We start from the raw sequence: 17,059 nt of genomic DNA, 5'->3' as shown, positions 1-17,059 counted from the left end.
GGCTCCGTCGGCTCAGCAACGCTCGGCCACGCGCATGATGGCCGAGCGCGCACGCGGGTTGGCCGACACCTCGGCCTCCGACGGCTTCACGCGGCCAAGCAGGCGCAACTGCGGCGCCGGCAATTCATGCGCACGCAGCGGCGCCCGACGCAGTTCCGGCGCGGCGGATTGCTCCGGGCGCGCCAGGGCCTGCATGAAGCGCTTGACGATGCGGTCTTCCAGCGAATGGAAGCTGATCACGACGAGACGTCCCCCCTGTTCCAGGCGTTCAAAAGCGGCCTTCAGACCGGTTTCGAGGTCCGCAAGCTCTTGATTGACGTGAATCCGTAAAGCTTGAAAGGTGCGGGTCGCAGGGTCTTGGCCCTTCTCGCGTGTTTTGACGGCTTGCGCCACGAGCGCGGCAAGCTCGGATGTGCGATCGAGAGGACCTCGATCCCCGGATTGGCCCCGGCGAGCAACAATCGCCTTTGCAATCTGTACAGCAAACCGTTCTTCCCCATAGTCCCGTATCACCCTCGCAATGTCGCGCTCATCAGCCTCGGCCAGCCATTGGGCTGCGGTGATGCCGCGCGTGGTGTCCATCCGCATGTCGAGCGGGCCATCCATCCGAAACGAGAAGCCACGTGCGCCTTCGTCGATCTGCGGCGAGCTGATGCCGAGATCGAGCAGCACGCCGGCCACTCGCTCCACGCCACGCGCGTCCAGGCACTGGGCCATCTGCGCGAAGCTGTCATGCTCAATAGCGAAGCGGGCATCCTCTACGGTGCCCGCTTCGGTGATTGCTGCCGGGTCCTTGTCGAAGGCGACAAGTCTGCCGCCGGGCCCCAGCCGTTCCAGGATGAGCCGGCTGTGCCCGCCTCTCCCGAAGGTTCCATCGATATAGATGCCGTCGTCGCGCCAGATGAGCGCGTCGACCGCTTCGTCTAAGAGCACCGTCTGATGGCGCAGTCCCGTACTGGCTTGGGTTGTCATCGTGCGTCATCAAAAGGAGAAATTCTTGAGGGCGTCGGGCATGCCTTGCGCCATGGCGGCTTGCTCCTTCGCGGTGTACGTGGCGGCGTCCCAGACTTCGAAGTGGCTGCCCATGCCGAGCAGCATCACGTCACGTTCAAGGGAGGCTGCCGTGCGCAGTTCTGGGGTAATGAGGACGCGGCCGGCGGTATCGAGTTCGACATCGGCGGCGCTGCCCAGGAAGATCCGTTTCCACCAGTGGGCTTCCATCGGCAGCGCAGCGATGCGCTCGCGAAAGCGTTCCCACTCGGGGCGCGGAAACAGCATGAGGCAACCGTCCGGGTGCTTGGTCACAGTCACCCGACCCTCGGCCTGCAGCTGGAGCGCTTCGCGGTGCCGCGACGGAATGGACATCCGCCCTTTGGCATCCAGCGTTAGCGCCGACGCACCCTGGAACACGTTGGTTTCTCTCTCCGTGTGGCGATTCGATCGCCACTCACCTTGCCGTCAACTGGCCTGCAAACGGCCTCTTTAAACCACAAAACTACACTTTCTGACACTGTTTCCCACTTTAGAGGAACGACTTTAGGCGGTCAAGGCTTGCGGAGGGCTGCGAGACGGAAAATTTGCAATCAGAACAATGACTTAGCGCATCCTCCCGGAGGGGCAAAGTCACTTTTCCCAATCAAATGAAGGAGATAGCGTGGTTTATGCAGAAACCACGTGAGAGAACGGCGAGCGACAGCGCCCCGGTTCAAGGCGCAGACCGCAGGCGGCAGAGGTCGGGCGAATGGAGGAGCGTGTGCCGTGTCGGCGGGCCGATCGACCCACGCGACACGCCGATCAGATGCGATAGGCGGCGGTGGTCATGACGCGTGACGCGGCACGCATGGCTTGGCGGATCGGCGCAGGCAGATCAATGCCACCGGCTTGGCGCGCGTTGTCGCCGTGGCGGATTTCGTCGTCGCGCATCTGGGCGACGATGGCGCGCGAGCGGGTGTCCTGTTCGGGCAATGTATCGAGATGACCGTCGAGGTGATGCTCGACCTGGCGCTCGGTCTCGGCGACGAAGCCGAGGCTGATCTTGTCGCCCAGGCGTCCGGCCACCGCGCCGATCGCGAAAGCGCCGGCGTACCACAGCGGATTGAGCAGGCTCGGGCGGTCGTTCAATTCCTGCAGGCGCTGGGCGCACCAGGCGAGATGGTCTTCTTCTTCGCGTGCGGCTTCGTCAAGCTGGGCTCGGATGGCCGGGTCCCGGGCAAACAGCGCTTGCCCCTGGTACAGGGCCTGCGCGCAGACCTCGCCGACATGGTTCACGCGCATCAAGCCGGCGGCATGGCGGCGGTCGGCCTCGGAAAGCTTGGTCGCGCTGTCGGCCCTATCCGCGGAGGTGGACACGATAACGGCGTCAGCAGGGTTCGGTCGGCTGGCGCGGGTGACGCCTGCCACAGCGCGCAGGGCGCGGTCGAATTCGGGGATGAAGCGGTCGAGCATAGGTACGGGCACCGCCGGCAATGGCGTGCGGCGCGATCGCCATTGTAAAGCCGACGCTGCGCGGGACCTTGCGTCCGGTCAGAAGCAGGCTGACCAAACACTACTGTACGGGATAACCCTGTTGGCGCGCGGATCGCATCTAAAACCGCAACGAATCAAGTGCGCACATCGCTGATCTATTTCAAATTCGGAAACAGCCTGTTGCCGGGATCAGACAGCAAACGCGCGTTTACGAACATTCGTTCGCAAATTTCGACCGAGCCCAGTATCGCGTTGCTACATTAGTCAGCGACTTCGTTTGAAAGTCATGGGGCGGGAAGACAAGAACGGAGGGTCTGCCTGCCACCGAACTCAATAAATAAAGATCTGGAGACCGACCGATGAAGAAATCGCTGCTGGCATTGGCAGTGCTGGGCACGTTTGCGGGTGTTGCGCAGGCTCAGTCGAGTGTGACGCTGTATGGCGTGGTCGACGCGAACGTCGAGTACGTCAACCACGAGCAGAACGTAACGGCGGCAGGCGTCGCCATTCCGGGCAGCAGCGGTTCGCGCCTTGCAATGCAGGCAGGCGGGCTGTCTTCCAACCGTTGGGGCTTGCGCGGCGTTGAAGACATCGGCGGCGGCCTCAAGGGCCTGTTCGTGCTGGAATCGGGTTTCGGCATGGACACCGGCACGCTGCAGCAAGGTGGCCGCCTGTTCGGCCGGCAGGCGTTTGTTGGCTTGCAAGGCAACTGGGGCAAGATCACGCTGGGTCGTCAGTACACGACGATCTTCGACATGATGGCGAACTTCTCGCCGAGCGGTTACGCCACGCAGTGGGAGCCGGTGGTCGGCCTGCTGGGCGCGAACTTCCGCGAAGACAACATGATCAAGTACGGCGCCACGTTCGGCCCGTTGACGGTCGAAGCCCACTGGTCGTTCGGCGAGCGCACGGGCAGCAACACGGCCAATTCGGCCTACGGCGCCGGCGCGAACTACTTCGCTGGCCCGTTTGGCTTGGGTGTCGCATATGACGAAGTGAAGGTGCTGACGGCCGCAGAAGCCCTGGGCTTGTCGGGCGGCAACGAATATGCCCGTGACAAGCGCGCCGCCATTGCGGCCAGTTACACCACGGGCCCCGTCAAGGTGATGGCAGGCTTCCGCTACGGCAACACCGAAGCGCCTTCCAGCGGCGCCGCAGCCGCACTGACGCCGCACCGCGACGACCTGTACTGGCTGGGCGTGAACTACCAGGCAACCCCGGCACTCGGCCTGACGCTGTCGTACTACTACGACAACATCAAGGAAGCGACCATCGGCGGCGCCACCATCAACCCGCGCAACCCGCAGCAGTGGAACTTCATTGCCGACTACAACTTCTCGAAGCGCACCGACGTGTACCTGACGGCCGCGTATTCGCGAAATGGTTCGCTGAACTGGGATTCGATCGGCTACGCGACCAACCCGGCAACGGGCGCGCAGACGTCGGTGGGCTATCTGCCGGCGGCATCGCAGACGTACTTCATCACGCCGAACTCCGATAACCAGGTCGGTGTGGCAGTGGGTGTGCGCCACAAGTTCTGACGCACGCTTTGGTTTTTTGCCCGCCGCCCCTCTCCTTGGCGGGCGCAGGAAGGCACCTTCGGGTGCCTTTTTGCATGGCCGCGCGCTATGCTCTGCGATCGAGCCCGCCGCCGGACAGCAAGACGGCAACACAACAACGCGCGGCGCTTCATAACGACAACAACGCGACCCTCACCGGAGACCCGCATGTCCTCTTCGACTTCTCCAACCATGGCGCCCGCTGCCCCCGACGCGACCGCCGACGCCAGCCGCTCGCGCATCGTCTTTGCGAGCTTCATCGGCACGGCCATCGAGTTCTACGATTTCTATGTCTATGCGACCGCCGCGGCGCTGGTGATCGGCCCGGTGTTCTTTCCGCATGGGTCTGCCACGGCGCAAGCGCTGTCGGCGTTCGTCACATTTGGCATCGCGTTCATTGCGCGACCGATCGGCTCGTTCCTGTTCGGCCACTTTGGCGATCGCATCGGGCGCAAATCGACGCTGGTGGCGTCACTGCTGGTGATGGGCATTTCGACCACGCTGATCGGCCTGGTGCCGGGATACGACAGCATCGGCACGCTCGCGCCGATCCTGCTGTGCGTGCTGCGCTTTGGCCAGGGCATTGGCCTGGGCGGTGAATGGGGCGGCGCGGCGCTGCTGGCCACCGAAAATGCACCGCCCGGCAAGCGCGCGTGGTTTGGCATGTTTCCTCAGCTCGGCCCGTCGGTCGGATTCCTGGCATCGAACGGCCTCTTCTTCGGGCTGGCCATTGCATTGTCGGACGAGCAGTTCCGCAGTTGGGGCTGGCGCGTGCCGTTCCTGGTCAGCGCAGTGCTCGTGGCGCTGGGCTTGTATGTGCGATTGAAGATCGCCGAAACCCCCGCCTTCCAAGCCGCCATCGACCGGCAGGAGCGCGTGAAGGTGCCGGTCGCCACGCTGCTGGCGCACCACTGGTGGCCCACGCTGCTGGGCGCACTGGCCATGGTGGTCTGCTACACGCTGTTCTATATCTCGACGGTATTTTCGCTGTCGTATGGCGTGGGCACGTTGCACTTCTCGCGTCCGAGCTTCCTGGGGCTGCTGTGCCTGGCGGTGGTGTTCATGGGGCTGGCGACGCCGCTGTCGGCGTGGGCGTCGGACCGTTTTGGGCGCAAACCGGTGCTGACCGTCGGCATCATCGCGGCCATCCTCTCGGGCTTTGCGATGGCGCCGCTGCTTGGCAGCGGGCAGACGCCGCTGGTGGCGCTGTTCCTCATCATCGAGCTGTTCCTGATGGGCGTGACCTTCGCGCCGATGGGCGCGCTGCTGCCGGAGCTGTTCCCAACCAACGTGCGCTACACGGGCGCCGGCGTGTCGTACAACCTGGGCGGCATTCTGGGCGCGTCGATTGCGCCGTATATCGCGCAGAAGCTGGCCGAGCAAGGTGGCCTGAGCTGGGTAGGCATGTATGTGTCGGCCGCTGCGGTGGTCAGCCTGATCGGCGTGCTGTGCATGCGCGAGACGCGCGATACCCGGCTGATGTAAGCACCCCGCATAGCAACGCGCTTAATCCCACGAGTGGCGGCCCGAGCGACCACGCTTGACGTCGCCACGCGCGCGCTTGCCTTCCAGACGGCGCGTCTTGGAAGCGCGCGTAGGCTTGGTCGCGATCCGCGACTTCGGCACCGAAAGCCCCGTCGCGATGAACGCGGCCAGACGTTCACGGGCATCCTGGCGGTTGCGGTCCTGCGTGCGAAACCGTTGTGCATCAATCACAATCACGCCCTCGTCGGTCAAGCGGCGGTCGCGCTTTCCCAACAAGCGGGCCCGCAATGCCTCCGGCAACGACGGCGATTGGGCGATGTCAAAGCGCAGCTCCACCGCCGTCGATACCTTGTTGATGTTTTGCCCGCCCGCTCCGCTTGCGCGCACAAAGCGCTCGACCAGCTCGGACTCCGGAATAGACAATTGGGGGGTGATTTTGAGATCGGTGCCGGGCATTGGGGCATTGTAGGGAAAACCGGTTTTTTCTGGAGATCAGCGCATGTATCACGGAGAACGTTTCAACGGCTTCAGCCACTTGGCCGGGGCCATCCTGGCTGCTACCGGCATGGCGGTGCTGGTCACGTCGTCCGCACTGCACCACGATGCCTGGAAGGTGGTCAGCTCCGTTGTCTACGGCACCACGCTCGTCCTGCTTTACACAATTTCCACGCTGTATCACAGCCTGCGCGGCCCTGCCAAAAGCATCTTCCAGCGGCTGGACTATTGCGCCATCTATCTGCTGATTGCTGGGAGCTACACGCCGTTTGCGCTCGTCACGCTGCGCGGCCCCTGGGGCTGGGCACTGTTCAGCATCAACTGGGCGCTGGCGGCCATCGGCATTGCGCAGGAACTCTGGATTGGCCGCCGCACGCGGCTGTTCTCTCTGTTGATTTACGTGGTGATGGGCTGGCTGGTGCTGATTGCCATGGGGCCGCTGGCGGCCGCGCTGCCTGCACCTGGCCTGTGGTGGCTGGTAGCGGGTGGCGCGCTTTACACGGCCGGCATCGGTTTCTTTCTCTTTGACGAGAAGGTGCGGCACTTCCACGGCATCTGGCATCTGTTCGTGCTGGCGGGCAGCGCGTGCCAGTTCGTCAGCATCCTGCTGTACGTGGGCTGACCGGCCGTACCTTCTTGCACCGGGCCAATAAAAAAGCCGCGACAAATCGCGGCTTTTTCTTTGCCTCTACGCAGACTCAGGCACGCTTCTTCATCGCCTCGTCGCGCAGCTCACGGCGCAGGATCTTGCCGACGTTGGTCTTCGGCAGCTCGTTGCGGAACTCGATGAACTTCGGGCGCTTGTAGCCGGTGAGCTGATCCTTGCAGAACTCCTGCAGCTTCTGCTCCGTGAGCGATGGATCGCGACGCACCACGAACAGCTTCACCACCTCGCCCGAATGCACGTCGGGCACGCCGACGGCGGCCACTTCCAGCACACCGGGGCACATTGCCACCACGCCTTCGATTTCGTTCGGGTACACGTTGAAGCCCGACACCAGGATCATGTCCTTCTTGCGATCGACGATCTTGGTGTAACCGCGCTCGTCCATCACGCCCACGTCGCCGGTCTTGAAGAAACCATCGGCATACATGACCTTGGCGGTCTCGTCCGGGCGCTTCCAATAACCGGCCATGACTTGCGGGCCGCGGATGCAGATTTCGCCCGGCTGGCCGATCGGTTGGTCGCGGCCTTCGTCGTCGCGAATGGCGATTTCAGTGCCCGGAATTGGCAAACCAACGGTACCCGAAAACTTGTCGGTATCGGTCGGGTTACAGATGGCCGACGGCGAGGTTTCCGACAAGCCGTAGCCTTCGATGATCGGGCAGCCCGTCACTTCGAGCCACTTCTTGGCCACGGCTTCCTGCACCGCCATGCCGCCGCCGTTGGCCACGCGCAGGTTGGAGCAGTCGACATCCTTGAACTCGGGGTTGTTCAGTAGCGCGTTGTAGAGCGTGTTCACGGCCGGGAACATGTGGAAGCGGTACTGCTTGAGTACCTTGATGAAGCCCGGGATGTCACGCGGATTCGGGATCAGCACGGCCAGCCCGCCCTTACGCATCGACAGCAGGCAGCACACCGTCAGCGCGAAGATGTGATACAGCGGCAGCGCGGTGATGGTGACGATTTCTTCGTCGGCGGCCAGCATGCGGCCGTCGCGGCCGGGCTTGGTGAGCGCCGGGTTCATCCACGCTTCCGATTGCAGCACGTTTGCGACGATGTTCCGATGCAGCAGCGTCGCGCCCTTCGACACGCCGGTCGTGCCACCCGTGTATTGCAGGAAGGCCACGTCGTCGGGGCCGACGGAGGTTGGCTTGAGCGTCTGTTTGGCGCCCTCTTCCAGCGCGGTGTTGAAGCGGATGCAGCTGGGCAGTTCCCACGCCGGCACCATCTTCTTGACGCTGCGCACGACAAAATTGACCAGCATGCCCTTGAGCCCGCCAAGCATGTCGCCCATGCTGGCCACCACGATGTGCTTGATCGGTGTATTGGGCAGCACCTGCTGCAGCGTCGTCGCGAAGTTCTCCAGGATGATGATGGCTTCGGCGCCGCTGTCCTTGAGCTGGTGTTCCAGTTCGCGCGGGGTGTAAAGCGGATTGACGTTGACGACCACGTAGCCGGCGCGCAGCACGGCGGCCAGCGCCACCGGGTACTGCAGCACGTTCGGCATCATCAGCGCGACGCGCGCGCCCGGTGTCAGACCGCGCGATTGCAGCCACGCCGCCAGTTGGCGCGAGAGCGTATCCAGCTCGCCGTAGGTCAGCACCTTGCCCATGCATTCAAATGCACGGCGGTTGCGGTTCTTCTGGAAAGAATCCTCAAGCAGATGGGCCAGCGATCGATACTGCGATGCATCGATCTCGGCCGGCACCCCAGCGGGGTACTGCTTCAGCCACGGCTTATCCATGGGTGTGTCTCCTGGCGATTGTCGATTTTTTCGAATGGTCGTTCGTTTTTTTTCGGCATCCTACGCGGATGTCTGTGTCAAAACAATAACTTAGACAGTTCCCTCAGCCGCTCGAGGCTGCTTGAAACTGGTGCTGAAACCGATCTTGGCATCACTTTTGCGTGACGCCGGCCTCCGTGGTCATCGCCGGAGGCGCAAGCGCCCGCAGTAATGCCTCGCGCTGCGATTTGGATTCGCCCGCCATAGCTTTGACGTCGGCATAGAAGCGAGCCCAGTCGCCGCCATCGCGCTGGTACAGCGCCGTGAATGCCGGCACCCATTCCAGGTAACTCGCGACTGCTCCCAGATGCGCGTTCGACAGGGGCTGCGCAAACCAACGGTCGTAACCGGTATAACCGCCCCAGCTTGCTTTGAGTTTGGCGTAATCCGCCTGCAGGCTCGCGAAGATGGCGCGTTTTCCGGCGCGCTTCTCATCGTCCGACACGGGGCTTGCATACAGCGCCTCGAGACGGTTGCGATACTCCAGCAGCAGGGCGCGGAATTGTACGCGCCGGGCGTCATACGTGGCGTATTCCGCGCGAATCTCCGGGGTGGCGGCATCGGCCAGCCAGCGTTCGACACCAATGGTTTCCACCGTGGTGGCAAACGATTCGTTGAACGCCGTATCGCCCTTGGCGTAGGCGACCTGGTGCGCCAACTCATGAAAAATCAGCCGCGCCAGCTCGCCTTCGGGCAGGCCGACGAAGGTGTTGAGCAACGGGTCGTCGAAATAGCCCAGTGTGGAATACGCAGGAATGCCGGCCACATCCACGTCCAAGCCTTGGGCGCGCAAGGTATCAGCGTAGGCCATGGCGGCGTTGCGGTCGTAATACCCGCGATAGGTCACGCAGCCGACGACGAGGAAACACCATTCCTTGAGCTTGACCGACAGCTCGGGCGCGGCAAATACGTTCCACACCGCAAAGGGGCGCTTGAGATTGGCATAGACGCGATAGCTGCCGTTGTCGGGCAGGCCCAGCTCGCGCGAGGCATAGATGCGAATGCTGCGCGCATCTTCCAGGCGCTTGGCGAGCTTGTCGTTGTGGGCCTGCCGCGCGTTGTCGATGGCCTGGTCGATCGACTCGCGCTGCGCCATCAGCGAAAGATGTCCGCTGACCGACTGGTAGTAATAGCCGACCGTGTCGCAACCGGCCAGAAGTGCCGAGCCGGCAAGCGACAGCGCAAGGCACAGCGCGCGTGCGGCACGCATGATGGCCCCGTCAGGCTGCGTGTGCCAACGGCGCGACCTCGACCAGGCAATCGTAGAAGGTAGGTGCACGCCCCATGTCGGTCAGGCGCTGGCTGGTCAGTTCGTTGGCGTTGGTGCCATCGGGCGCGAGCTTCTTCCACCAGATCGACAGGCCGACGACCACGCCGCGTCGTGCACGATCGGTCACGCGGGCGCGCGCCTGCATGGTGCCGCGATCGTTGAAGATACGGACCAACTCGCCATCGACGACGCCGCGCGCATTCGCGTCGTCGGGGTGGATGTCGAGATGCGGCTCGCCTTCGGTGTTGCGCAGGCTGTCGACGTTGACGAAGGTGGAGTTCAGGAAGTTGCGCGCCGGCGGCGAGATCATCGACAGCGGATAGCGCTTGGCCAACTCTGGCGTACTGATGGCCGATTCATACGGCGGCACATAGCCAGGCAGTGGATCAAGTCCTTCTTTGGCCATCTGTTCGGAATAGAACTCGCAACGGCCCGACGGCGTGCGATAGCCGCCGCGTGCAAGCGGTGCGGCCGGGTGCGCCAGCTTCTGCCAGCCCTCGCGCTTGAGCGTCGCCCAGTCGATGTGCGCGGAGGTCGGGTCGTCACGGCGGACGGCCTGGGCGGCGATGTCGTCGTCGGAATCGGCAAAACACGCATCCGTGAGCCCCATGCGCTGGGCAATGCGGCGGAAGATCTCCGTGTTCGGCAGCGACTGGCCCATCGGCGCAATGGCAGCGTTGTTAGCCAGCACGTAGGTGTGGCCATAAGCCTTGTGCACATCGACGTGTTCGAGCTGCGTGGTGGCCGGCAGCAGGATATCGGCGTAGTCGGCCGTGTCGGTCTGGAAATGCTCCAGCACCACGGTGAAGAGATCTTCGCGCGCAAAGCCGGCGGCGACCTTGCGCGAGTCCGGCGCCACCGCCACGGGGTTGCTGTTGTAGACGACCACCGCCTCGACCTTGGGGCCGAACGACGCATCGCCCGCATGCAGCAGCGCATCGCCGATGGTGCTCATGTTGATCGTGCGCGGCACCGCGGGCCAGCTCGGCAACAGGTCAGGACGCTGCAACTTCGCATTGTCGATGGGGAAGAAACCGGACGTCGACAGTTGCAGGCCGCCCGCCGCATCGCGCCACGCGCCCACCAGCGATGGCAGGCACGCGACCGCGCGCACGCCCTGACCGCCGCCATGCGCGCGCTGCATGCCGTAGTTCAGGCGAATGGCCGCCGGTTGCTTGTCGCGCACCACGGTCGTGCCGTACAGCTTGGCGAGCCACTCGATATCTGCCGCGTCCACTCCGCACAGCGTGGCCGCGTATTCCGGCGTGTATTGCTGCACGCGTTCACGCAGCGCCTCGAAACCGAGCGTGTGATTGGCGATGTAGTCGTGGTCGAGCAGGTCATCACGAACCAACACGTGGATCATCGCCAGCGCCAGCGCCGCATCGGTACCGGGGCGCACCGCCAGATGGCGATGGCACTTCTCGGCCGTCAGCGAGCGATACGGATCGATGGCGACGAGCGTGGCGCCGCGCCGTTTGGCTTCCTGTGCGCGCGTCCAGAAATGCAGGTTTGATGCAATCGGATTGGCGCCCCAGATCAGGATCAGCTTGGCGTCCTGCACGTGCTCGATGTCCATGCCGAGGCTCGCGCCGTACGTGTAGCGCAGCGCCGTCGCCCCGGCCGACGCGCAGATCGTGCGATCGAGGAGCGACGCTCCCAGCTTGTGGAAGAAGCGCGCCGCCATGCTTTCGCCCTGCACCAGCCCCATCGTGCCAGCGTAGCTGTACGGAAGGATGGCCTCGGGATTGCGCGCCGCAATGTCGCCCAGGCGGGTGGCGACGGTGTCGATGGCCTCGTCCCACGAGATCGCTTCGAACTTGCCCTCGCCCTTGGCGCCCACGCGCTTCATTGGCGTCAGCAGGCGGTTCGGGTGGTACGTGCGCTCGGCATACCGATTGACCTTGGTGCACAGCACACCGGCGGTGGTCGGGTGGTCCGGGTCGCCCTGCACGCGGGTGGCACGGCCGTCCTCGACGGTGACGAGCAAGGCGCAGGTGTCGGGGCAGTCGTGCGGGCAGGCAGCACGGATGACTTGGGTGGACATCAGGGGGCTCCGGAGTGGGTGGCGGCGGGTGCATGTCGGCGTTGTCGCACCGCCGCGAGTATCCGGAAATTGTAATCGCCTGCTAAGTGCTTCGCAGCGGCGTGGAGCCGCGCGTGACGAGCCGCCCCGTGAGCAGCACACGGCGCGTCGGCAAGGTGGGCTGCCCGAGGCGCTCCTGCAGCATTGCCATGGCCATGCGGCCGATGTCATACACCGGCTGTTCGATCACGGTGATGCCCGGGCCGGCGAGGTCCGTCCAAGGCTCGTTGTCAAAACCCCGCCACGGCGATGTCGCGTGGCACATCCAGCGAAAGTTTGCGCAACGCACGCAGCACGCCGAGCAGCGATTGCGCCTTACTCGCAACCAGCGCATCAGGACGCTGTTGTTCTGCGCCGGACAGCCATGCAAGCGCCTCGGCCTCCGCCGCCTCGGCAGCGGGCAGGATGAAGCGTGCCCCCAGCGCCATGCAGCGCGCAAATCGGGCTACAAGTTCGACGTGGACGTGCGCAGCCCGGACACCGCCTCGGTCGTCGACACGGCGGCGCTGACCACCGCCGAGGCCGTCGTCTGGGCCGGCCTCTCGCCCGACGCGGCGGCTCGCCACGCCAATCCGCGCACGTTTGAAGTCACGCTCGACGAAGTGCTGGCGGATACCCGGGCCGTGCTGGCCCGCATGATGCACAACGCCCCGCCAGTTCCAAAAACCGGCGTACAAGCCCAACGCATCATCGCCACTACATCGTGCCCGACCGGCATCGCCCACACCTTCATGGCAGCCGAGGCGCTCACGCAGGCGGCCCGGGACCCATTCCGCGTGATTCCGGCGCTCGTGGTGGGGTCAGCCTGCGCGGGCGCCCTATCGATGCTGGTTGGGGTAGAACTGCGCGGGCCGCACGGCGGGGCGTTTGTGCTGCCAATCCCGAACGCAGCGACACACCTGGGCGGCTACGTGGCGGCGCTGGTGGCGGGCACCGTCGTTACCGCGGTGCCGCTTGCAGTGATGAAGCGTCGGGTGGCTGAAGCGCCTGAAATGGCGCCCGATGTGAAGGAAGCCGTGCACATCGCGCGGCTTCTCTGTCTCAAAAACGCTTAAACGCGCTGCAACCCGCCCGATTCTGTTTGCCTCCCCTGCGCGTTTAGCTATGATGCCGGGCAAATCAACTCTCGGGGGAGAGCAATGCAATCTCGCAGAATCACCGGGCTGCTGGCCATGTTCGCAGCCGGCATCATCGGCACTGCCTCAAGCAGCGTGCTCGCGGAGACGGGCGTGACCAACGACGCGATCATCGTCGGCCAATCGGCATCGATGAGCGGGCCGGCGGCGCAACTCGGTCAGCAGATGAACCGCGGCGCTCAGCTTTACTTCAACGCCGTCAACGCAGCAGGCGGCATCAACGGACGCAAGATCGAGCTGAAGGTGCTCGACGATTTCTATGAGCCCGATGCGGCTGCCCGCAATACCAAAACGCTCATCGAAGACACCAAGGTCTTTGCCTTGTTCGGCTATGTCGGCACGCCGACCAGCTTGGCGGCGCTGAAGATCGCCAACCCGGCGGGTGTACCGTTCTTCGCGCCGTACTCGGGCGCCGCGGCGCTGCGCGAGCCCTTCGCGCGCAATGTGTTCCACGTGCGCGCCAGCTACAACGATGAAACCGCCGCGATCGTGCAGCAGATCCGTACGACCGGCCTCAAGCGCATTGCGGTGGTCTACAACGATGACGCGTACGGCAAGGCCGGCCTGGACGGGGTGCAGCGTGCGCTGAAGCTGCCAGCAAACCAGGGCGTTTCGCTGGCCGCGCAGGCCAGCGTGGTGCGTAACACGACCGACGTGAAGGGGGCAGTCGGCACGGTGCTGGCACAGAAGCCGGACGCGATCGTCGTCATCAGTGCTTACCAAACCGTAGCGGCACTGGTGAAGGGCGCGCAGGAACAGGGCTACGCGGGGCAGTTCTACAACGTGTCGTTTGTCGGCACCAAGGCGTTGGCCAATGCGCTTGGCAAGGCCGGCGGCGGCGTGATCATCTCGCAGGTGATGCCGTATCCGTATAGCGGTGCATCGCCGCTGGTGCGTGATTATCAGAAGCTTCTTAAGTCCGACGGCATTACCGATTTCGACTACGGAAGCATCGAAGGCTACGTCGCGGCGCGCGTCTTTGTTGAAGGTCTGAAGCGTGCCGGCCGCGACCTGACACGCGAGAAGTTCATCGGTGCGCTGGAGTCGATGGGCAACTACGACGTGGGCGGCTTCAACGTGAACTTCTCGCCCTCCAACCATGTGGGCTCCAAGTTTGTTGAGATGACGATCATCAACTCGAACGGTCAAGTGATCCGCTGAACGCGCAGCCCTTATAGGAAGAAGCCGGGCCACGCGCCCGGTTTTTATCGCTCAAGCGGGCTGCGTCTGCCGCTGCGCGAGCCGCCGCATGAATGCTTCGCACTGCGCAATCTGTGCAAGCTCGATGTACTCGTTCGGCTTGTGCGCTTGCTCGATATTGCCCGGACCGCACACCACGCTTGGAATGCCTGCGCGCGAAAACAGTCCCGCTTCCGTCCCATAGTCGACCTTGCCGACCGTGCCTCCCCCATCGGCCAACGCTTGCGCGAGCGCCACCAGCTCGTGCGACGGCGCAATCGACAGCCCCGGCGTGTTGGCCTTCATCGCGAAGCTGATGTCAGCATCGGCGGAAATTTCACGCATCTGCGGCAACAACGTCTGTTGCGCATAGCGCTCGACCTCACCGAACAGCCAATCCGGATCGGTGCCCGGGAGATAGCGGAAATCGAAGGTGAATTCGCAATCGCGCGGCACCACGTTGGTGGCAATACCGCCCTTGATCGTGCCCGTGTTCAATGTGGTGTGCGGCACGACAAAGGCGGCATCGCGCGCCTCTTCCGCCGCCAGACGTGCGGCAAGCGAACGGATATGCGCGATGACCAGCGCCGCAAACTCGATTGCGTTCACACCCTGCGGCGTCAACGCGGAATGGGCTTCCTTGCCGCGCACGCAGCATCGGTATTCGCGCTTGCCCTTGTGCGCAATGATGGCGCGCATTGACGTAGGTTCGCCAACGATGCAACCCGCAGGCTGAATGCCGCTGGCCTCCAGATCGCGCAGCAGGCTGCGCACCCCCACGCAGCCGATCTCTTCGTCGTACGACAGCGAGAGATGAAAGCTGGCGTCACTCTCCGCCGCCATGAACGCGGGCACATTCGCGAGCGCCACAGCAATGAAGCTTTTCATGTCAGCTGTGCCGCGCCCGTACAGGCGGCCATCGCGAATCTGCGCATCAAATGGGCTCGTCTCCCACGACTGGCCATCAACGGGCACCACATCGGTGTGCCCTGACAGCACCAGCCCTGGCTTGCGGCCCGGCGATAGCGTCGCAAACAGGTTCGCCTTGCCGCCCGTTGCGTCATACGTCAGTCGGCAGTCCGCACCCTGCGCGCGCAAGCGATCGCGTACCCACTCAATCAGGCCAAGATTGGAATTGCGGCTGACCGTATCGAACGCCACCAGCGTGCGGATCAATTGCAGAACTTCGTCGGAAGGTTGCGATGCAGCAGCGATGGCGTCGGCAGACATGATGGGCTCGGGTCGTTCACGTGCGCTCGGAGACCTGCGGGGAAAGCTCAGAGGCTGGCGCGCGGTCAATTGGCGAACCTCCAGTGTAGGCGTTTCGGCCGCCCGGCTTCGGCTGTAAACGAGAGCGCACAGGCCATCGCGCGAAAGAATCCATACGAAACTGCATGGACGGATCAAGCAATTGGCTGATAGCCGGTCGGAAATCGCCCTTCGGCGTATCATCGAACGTGATTCCGAACCTTCAGCCAGAACACGAGCAACTCATGAAGCTGATCCCAGAAATCCAAGCCGCGCAGCCCGAGATCCAGGCGCTGCGACGCGACATCCACGCACACCCCGAACTGTGCTTCGAAGAACAGCGCACCTCCGATCTGGTCGCCGCGAAGCTCGCCGAATGGGGCATCGAAGTGCATCGGGGCCTGGGCAAGACCGGCCTGGTTGGCGTTATCCGCAACGGTGAGGGCAAGAGCATCGGCCTGCGCGCCGATATGGACGCCTTGCCGCTCGCCGAGGCCAACCAGTTCGAGCATCGCTCCAAACACGACGGCAAGATGCACGCGTGTGGCCACGACGGCCATACGGCAATGCTGCTCGGCGCAGCGCATTACCTGTCCAGGCACCGCAATTTCAGCGGCACCGTAAACCTGATCTTCCAACCCGCCGAAGAAGGCGGTGGCGGCGCGCGCGAGATGATCAAGGACGGCCTGTTCGATCGATTCCCTTGCGACGCCGTCTTTGGTCTGCATAACTGGCCAGGCGTGCCGGTTGGTGCATTCGGTACACGTGCCGGCGCGCTAATGGCATCGAGCAACGAGTTCCGCATCACGATCAAGGGAAAGGGTGCGCACGCCGCGCTGCCGCACAACGGCAACGATCCGGTGTTTGTCGGCGCTCAGGTGGTATCGGCGCTGCAAGGCATCATCACGCGCAACAAGCGCCCGATCGACACCGCGGTCCTCTCCGTCACACAGTTCCATGCCGGTGATGCGACCAACATCATTCCGAACGAAGCCTGGATCGGCGGCACGGTACGCACGTTCTCCACCGAAGTCCTCGACTTGATCGAGCGCCGCATGGAAGAAGTCTCTAGGGGCATCGCCGCCGCATACGATTGCACGGTCGACTTCGTGTTCCATCGCAACTATCCGCCGACTGTGAACACGGAGAATGAAACGCAGTTCGCGGCGGCTGTGATGCGAGAGCTGGTCGGCGCAGATAACGTGGAAGCCAATATCGATCCGACCATGGGCGCGGAAGATTTCTCGTTCATGCTGATCGAGAGGCCCGGCTGCTTCGCCTTCATTGGCAACGGTGACGGCGACCACCGGGAACAAGGCCATGGTCTGGGCCCGTGCATGCTGCACAATCCGAGCTACGACTTCAATGACGAGTTGCTGCCGCTGGGCGCGACATATTGGGTTCGCCTCGTCGAGAAATTCTTGGCACGAAGCTAATCAGTCTTGCAAGCGAGCACGCAGACGCCTCCGTTTGGAGGCGTTTTGTTTTGTGCGGGAGAGCGGAGGGAGATGTAGTCGGGATCTGGCCGACAGGTCAATGCAGCAGGCCGGGAGCGCCCTGATCGCGCAAAGCAAACACCCCAGCTCTGAGGCAGAGCTGGGGTGTAGATGGGAGAGCCTGGCGATGACCTACTTTCACACGGGAATCCGCACTATCATCGGCGCGGAGTCGTTTCACGGTCCTGTTCG

The 17,059-nt window shown here is 63.6% G+C and carries 13 protein-coding genes and 2 pseudogenes; 6 read left to right on the top strand and 9 right to left on the bottom strand.

Annotated elements, in window-relative coordinates; genetic code table 11:
• Positions 1-12 precede the first annotated feature (12 nt).
• From rsmH to coq7, 3 genes are all read right to left on the bottom strand, one after another.
• Entirely contained in the window at positions 13-972 is a 960-nt protein-coding gene (rsmH, locus tag NG898_RS00075) for a 16S rRNA (cytosine(1402)-N(4))-methyltransferase RsmH (protein WP_252690537.1), read from the bottom strand.
• A 9-nt stretch (positions 973-981) separates the two neighbouring features.
• Positions 982-1,410: a division/cell wall cluster transcriptional repressor MraZ gene (gene mraZ, locus NG898_RS00070; protein WP_024979191.1), complete on the bottom strand. Its 429-nt coding sequence runs from the start codon at positions 1,408-1,410 to the stop codon at positions 982-984.
• Positions 1,411-1,794: 384 nt separating this feature from the next.
• Positions 1,795-2,445, bottom strand: a complete 651-nt coding sequence (gene coq7, locus NG898_RS00065; protein WP_252690535.1) for a 2-polyprenyl-3-methyl-6-methoxy-1,4-benzoquinone monooxygenase — start codon at positions 2,443-2,445, stop codon at positions 1,795-1,797.
• Positions 2,446-2,825: 380 nt separating this feature from the next.
• Between coq7 and NG898_RS00060 the strand changes: the two genes are divergently transcribed.
• Positions 2,826-4,007, top strand: coding sequence for a porin (locus NG898_RS00060; RefSeq protein ID WP_092972347.1), 1,182 nt, complete (start codon positions 2,826-2,828; stop codon positions 4,005-4,007).
• Positions 4,008-4,193: 186 nt separating this feature from the next.
• On the top strand, positions 4,194-5,510 hold the full coding sequence (locus NG898_RS00055; RefSeq protein ID WP_252690533.1) for an MFS transporter: 1,317 nt from the start codon (positions 4,194-4,196) through the stop codon (positions 5,508-5,510).
• Positions 5,511-5,531: 21 nt separating this feature from the next.
• Here NG898_RS00055 and arfB read toward each other — a convergent pair whose 3' ends face one another.
• Complete coding sequence (gene arfB / locus NG898_RS00050; RefSeq protein WP_009241618.1) at positions 5,532-5,966, bottom strand: alternative ribosome rescue aminoacyl-tRNA hydrolase ArfB; 435 nt, start codon at positions 5,964-5,966, stop codon at positions 5,532-5,534.
• A 43-nt stretch (positions 5,967-6,009) separates the two neighbouring features.
• Between arfB and trhA the strand changes: the two genes are divergently transcribed.
• Complete coding sequence (trhA, locus tag NG898_RS00045; RefSeq protein WP_252690531.1) at positions 6,010-6,627, top strand: PAQR family membrane homeostasis protein TrhA; 618 nt, start codon at positions 6,010-6,012, stop codon at positions 6,625-6,627.
• Positions 6,628-6,703: 76 nt separating this feature from the next.
• Here the strand turns inward: trhA and NG898_RS00040 are convergent, their stop codons facing one another.
• The 4 genes and pseudogenes from NG898_RS00040 to NG898_RS00025 all read right to left on the bottom strand — a co-directional run.
• Positions 6,704-8,413: a long-chain fatty acid--CoA ligase gene (locus tag NG898_RS00040; RefSeq protein ID WP_252690529.1), complete on the bottom strand. Its 1,710-nt coding sequence runs from the start codon at positions 8,411-8,413 to the stop codon at positions 6,704-6,706.
• A 151-nt stretch (positions 8,414-8,564) separates the two neighbouring features.
• The gene (locus NG898_RS00035) at positions 8,565-9,662 is read right to left on the bottom strand and encodes an aminopeptidase (RefSeq protein WP_315862488.1); all 1,098 of its coding nucleotides are present in this window, start codon (positions 9,660-9,662) and stop codon (positions 8,565-8,567) included.
• Positions 9,663-9,672: 10 nt separating this feature from the next.
• Positions 9,673-11,769: a molybdopterin-containing oxidoreductase family protein gene (locus NG898_RS00030; protein ID WP_252690528.1), complete on the bottom strand. Its 2,097-nt coding sequence runs from the start codon at positions 11,767-11,769 to the stop codon at positions 9,673-9,675.
• An 82-nt stretch (positions 11,770-11,851) separates the two neighbouring features.
• A pseudogene (locus tag NG898_RS00025) lies at positions 11,852-12,323 on the bottom strand (substrate-binding domain-containing protein); the annotation flags it as partial.
• Here NG898_RS00025 and NG898_RS26160 point away from each other — a divergent pair.
• Both NG898_RS26160 and NG898_RS00015 read left to right on the top strand, forming a co-directional pair.
• Positions 12,231-12,863, top strand: a pseudogene (locus tag NG898_RS26160) (hypothetical protein); the annotation flags it as partial. The pseudogenes NG898_RS00025 and NG898_RS26160 overlap by 93 nt on opposite strands.
• An 84-nt stretch (positions 12,864-12,947) precedes the next feature.
• The gene (locus NG898_RS00015) at positions 12,948-14,105 is read left to right on the top strand and encodes an ABC transporter substrate-binding protein (RefSeq protein ID WP_252690526.1); all 1,158 of its coding nucleotides are present in this window, start codon (positions 12,948-12,950) and stop codon (positions 14,103-14,105) included.
• Between the two features lie 51 nt (positions 14,106-14,156).
• Here NG898_RS00015 and argE read toward each other — a convergent pair whose 3' ends face one another.
• A complete protein-coding gene (gene argE, locus NG898_RS00010; RefSeq protein WP_252690525.1) occupies positions 14,157-15,353 on the bottom strand; it encodes an acetylornithine deacetylase in 1,197 nt (398 codons plus the stop codon).
• A 263-nt stretch (positions 15,354-15,616) separates the two neighbouring features.
• On the opposite strand from argE, the gene NG898_RS00005 reads away from it, so the two are divergent.
• Positions 15,617-16,807 (top strand): M20 aminoacylase family protein, encoded by a 1,191-nt coding sequence (locus tag NG898_RS00005; RefSeq protein ID WP_252690523.1) that lies wholly within the window; start codon positions 15,617-15,619, stop codon positions 16,805-16,807.
• Positions 16,808-17,059: the final 252 nt, after the last annotated feature.

Origin of the sequence: Ralstonia mojiangensis (assembly GCF_023955645.1) — a bacterium.
GTDB classification, from domain to species: Bacteria; Pseudomonadota; Gammaproteobacteria; order Burkholderiales; family Burkholderiaceae; genus Ralstonia; species Ralstonia mojiangensis.
Note: the sequence above shows the minus strand (reverse complement) of the source record. Positions and strands in the feature narration are given on the sequence as shown.

Excerpts from the sequence above, each read along its gene's own strand:
- rsmH (WP_252690537.1), bottom strand. The coding sequence starts at position 972 with ATGACAACCCAAGCCAGTACGGGACTGCGCCATCAGACGGTGCTCTTA.
- coq7 (WP_252690535.1), bottom strand. The coding sequence starts at position 2,445 with ATGCTCGACCGCTTCATCCCCGAATTCGACCGCGCCCTGCGCGCTGTG.
- NG898_RS00060 (WP_092972347.1), top strand. The coding sequence starts at position 2,826 with ATGAAGAAATCGCTGCTGGCATTGGCAGTGCTGGGCACGTTTGCGGGT.
- NG898_RS00055 (WP_252690533.1), top strand. The coding sequence starts at position 4,194 with ATGTCCTCTTCGACTTCTCCAACCATGGCGCCCGCTGCCCCCGACGCG.
- arfB (WP_009241618.1), bottom strand. The coding sequence starts at position 5,966 with ATGCCCGGCACCGATCTCAAAATCACCCCCCAATTGTCTATTCCGGAG.
- trhA (WP_252690531.1), top strand. The coding sequence starts at position 6,010 with ATGTATCACGGAGAACGTTTCAACGGCTTCAGCCACTTGGCCGGGGCC.
- NG898_RS00040 (WP_252690529.1), bottom strand. The coding sequence starts at position 8,413 with ATGGATAAGCCGTGGCTGAAGCAGTACCCCGCTGGGGTGCCGGCCGAG.
- NG898_RS00035 (WP_315862488.1), bottom strand. The coding sequence starts at position 9,662 with ATGCGTGCCGCACGCGCGCTGTGCCTTGCGCTGTCGCTTGCCGGCTCG.
- NG898_RS00030 (WP_252690528.1), bottom strand. The coding sequence starts at position 11,769 with ATGTCCACCCAAGTCATCCGTGCTGCCTGCCCGCACGACTGCCCCGAC.
- NG898_RS00015 (WP_252690526.1), top strand. The coding sequence starts at position 12,948 with ATGCAATCTCGCAGAATCACCGGGCTGCTGGCCATGTTCGCAGCCGGC.
- argE (WP_252690525.1), bottom strand. The coding sequence starts at position 15,353 with ATGTCTGCCGACGCCATCGCTGCTGCATCGCAACCTTCCGACGAAGTT.
- NG898_RS00005 (WP_252690523.1), top strand. The coding sequence starts at position 15,617 with ATGAAGCTGATCCCAGAAATCCAAGCCGCGCAGCCCGAGATCCAGGCG.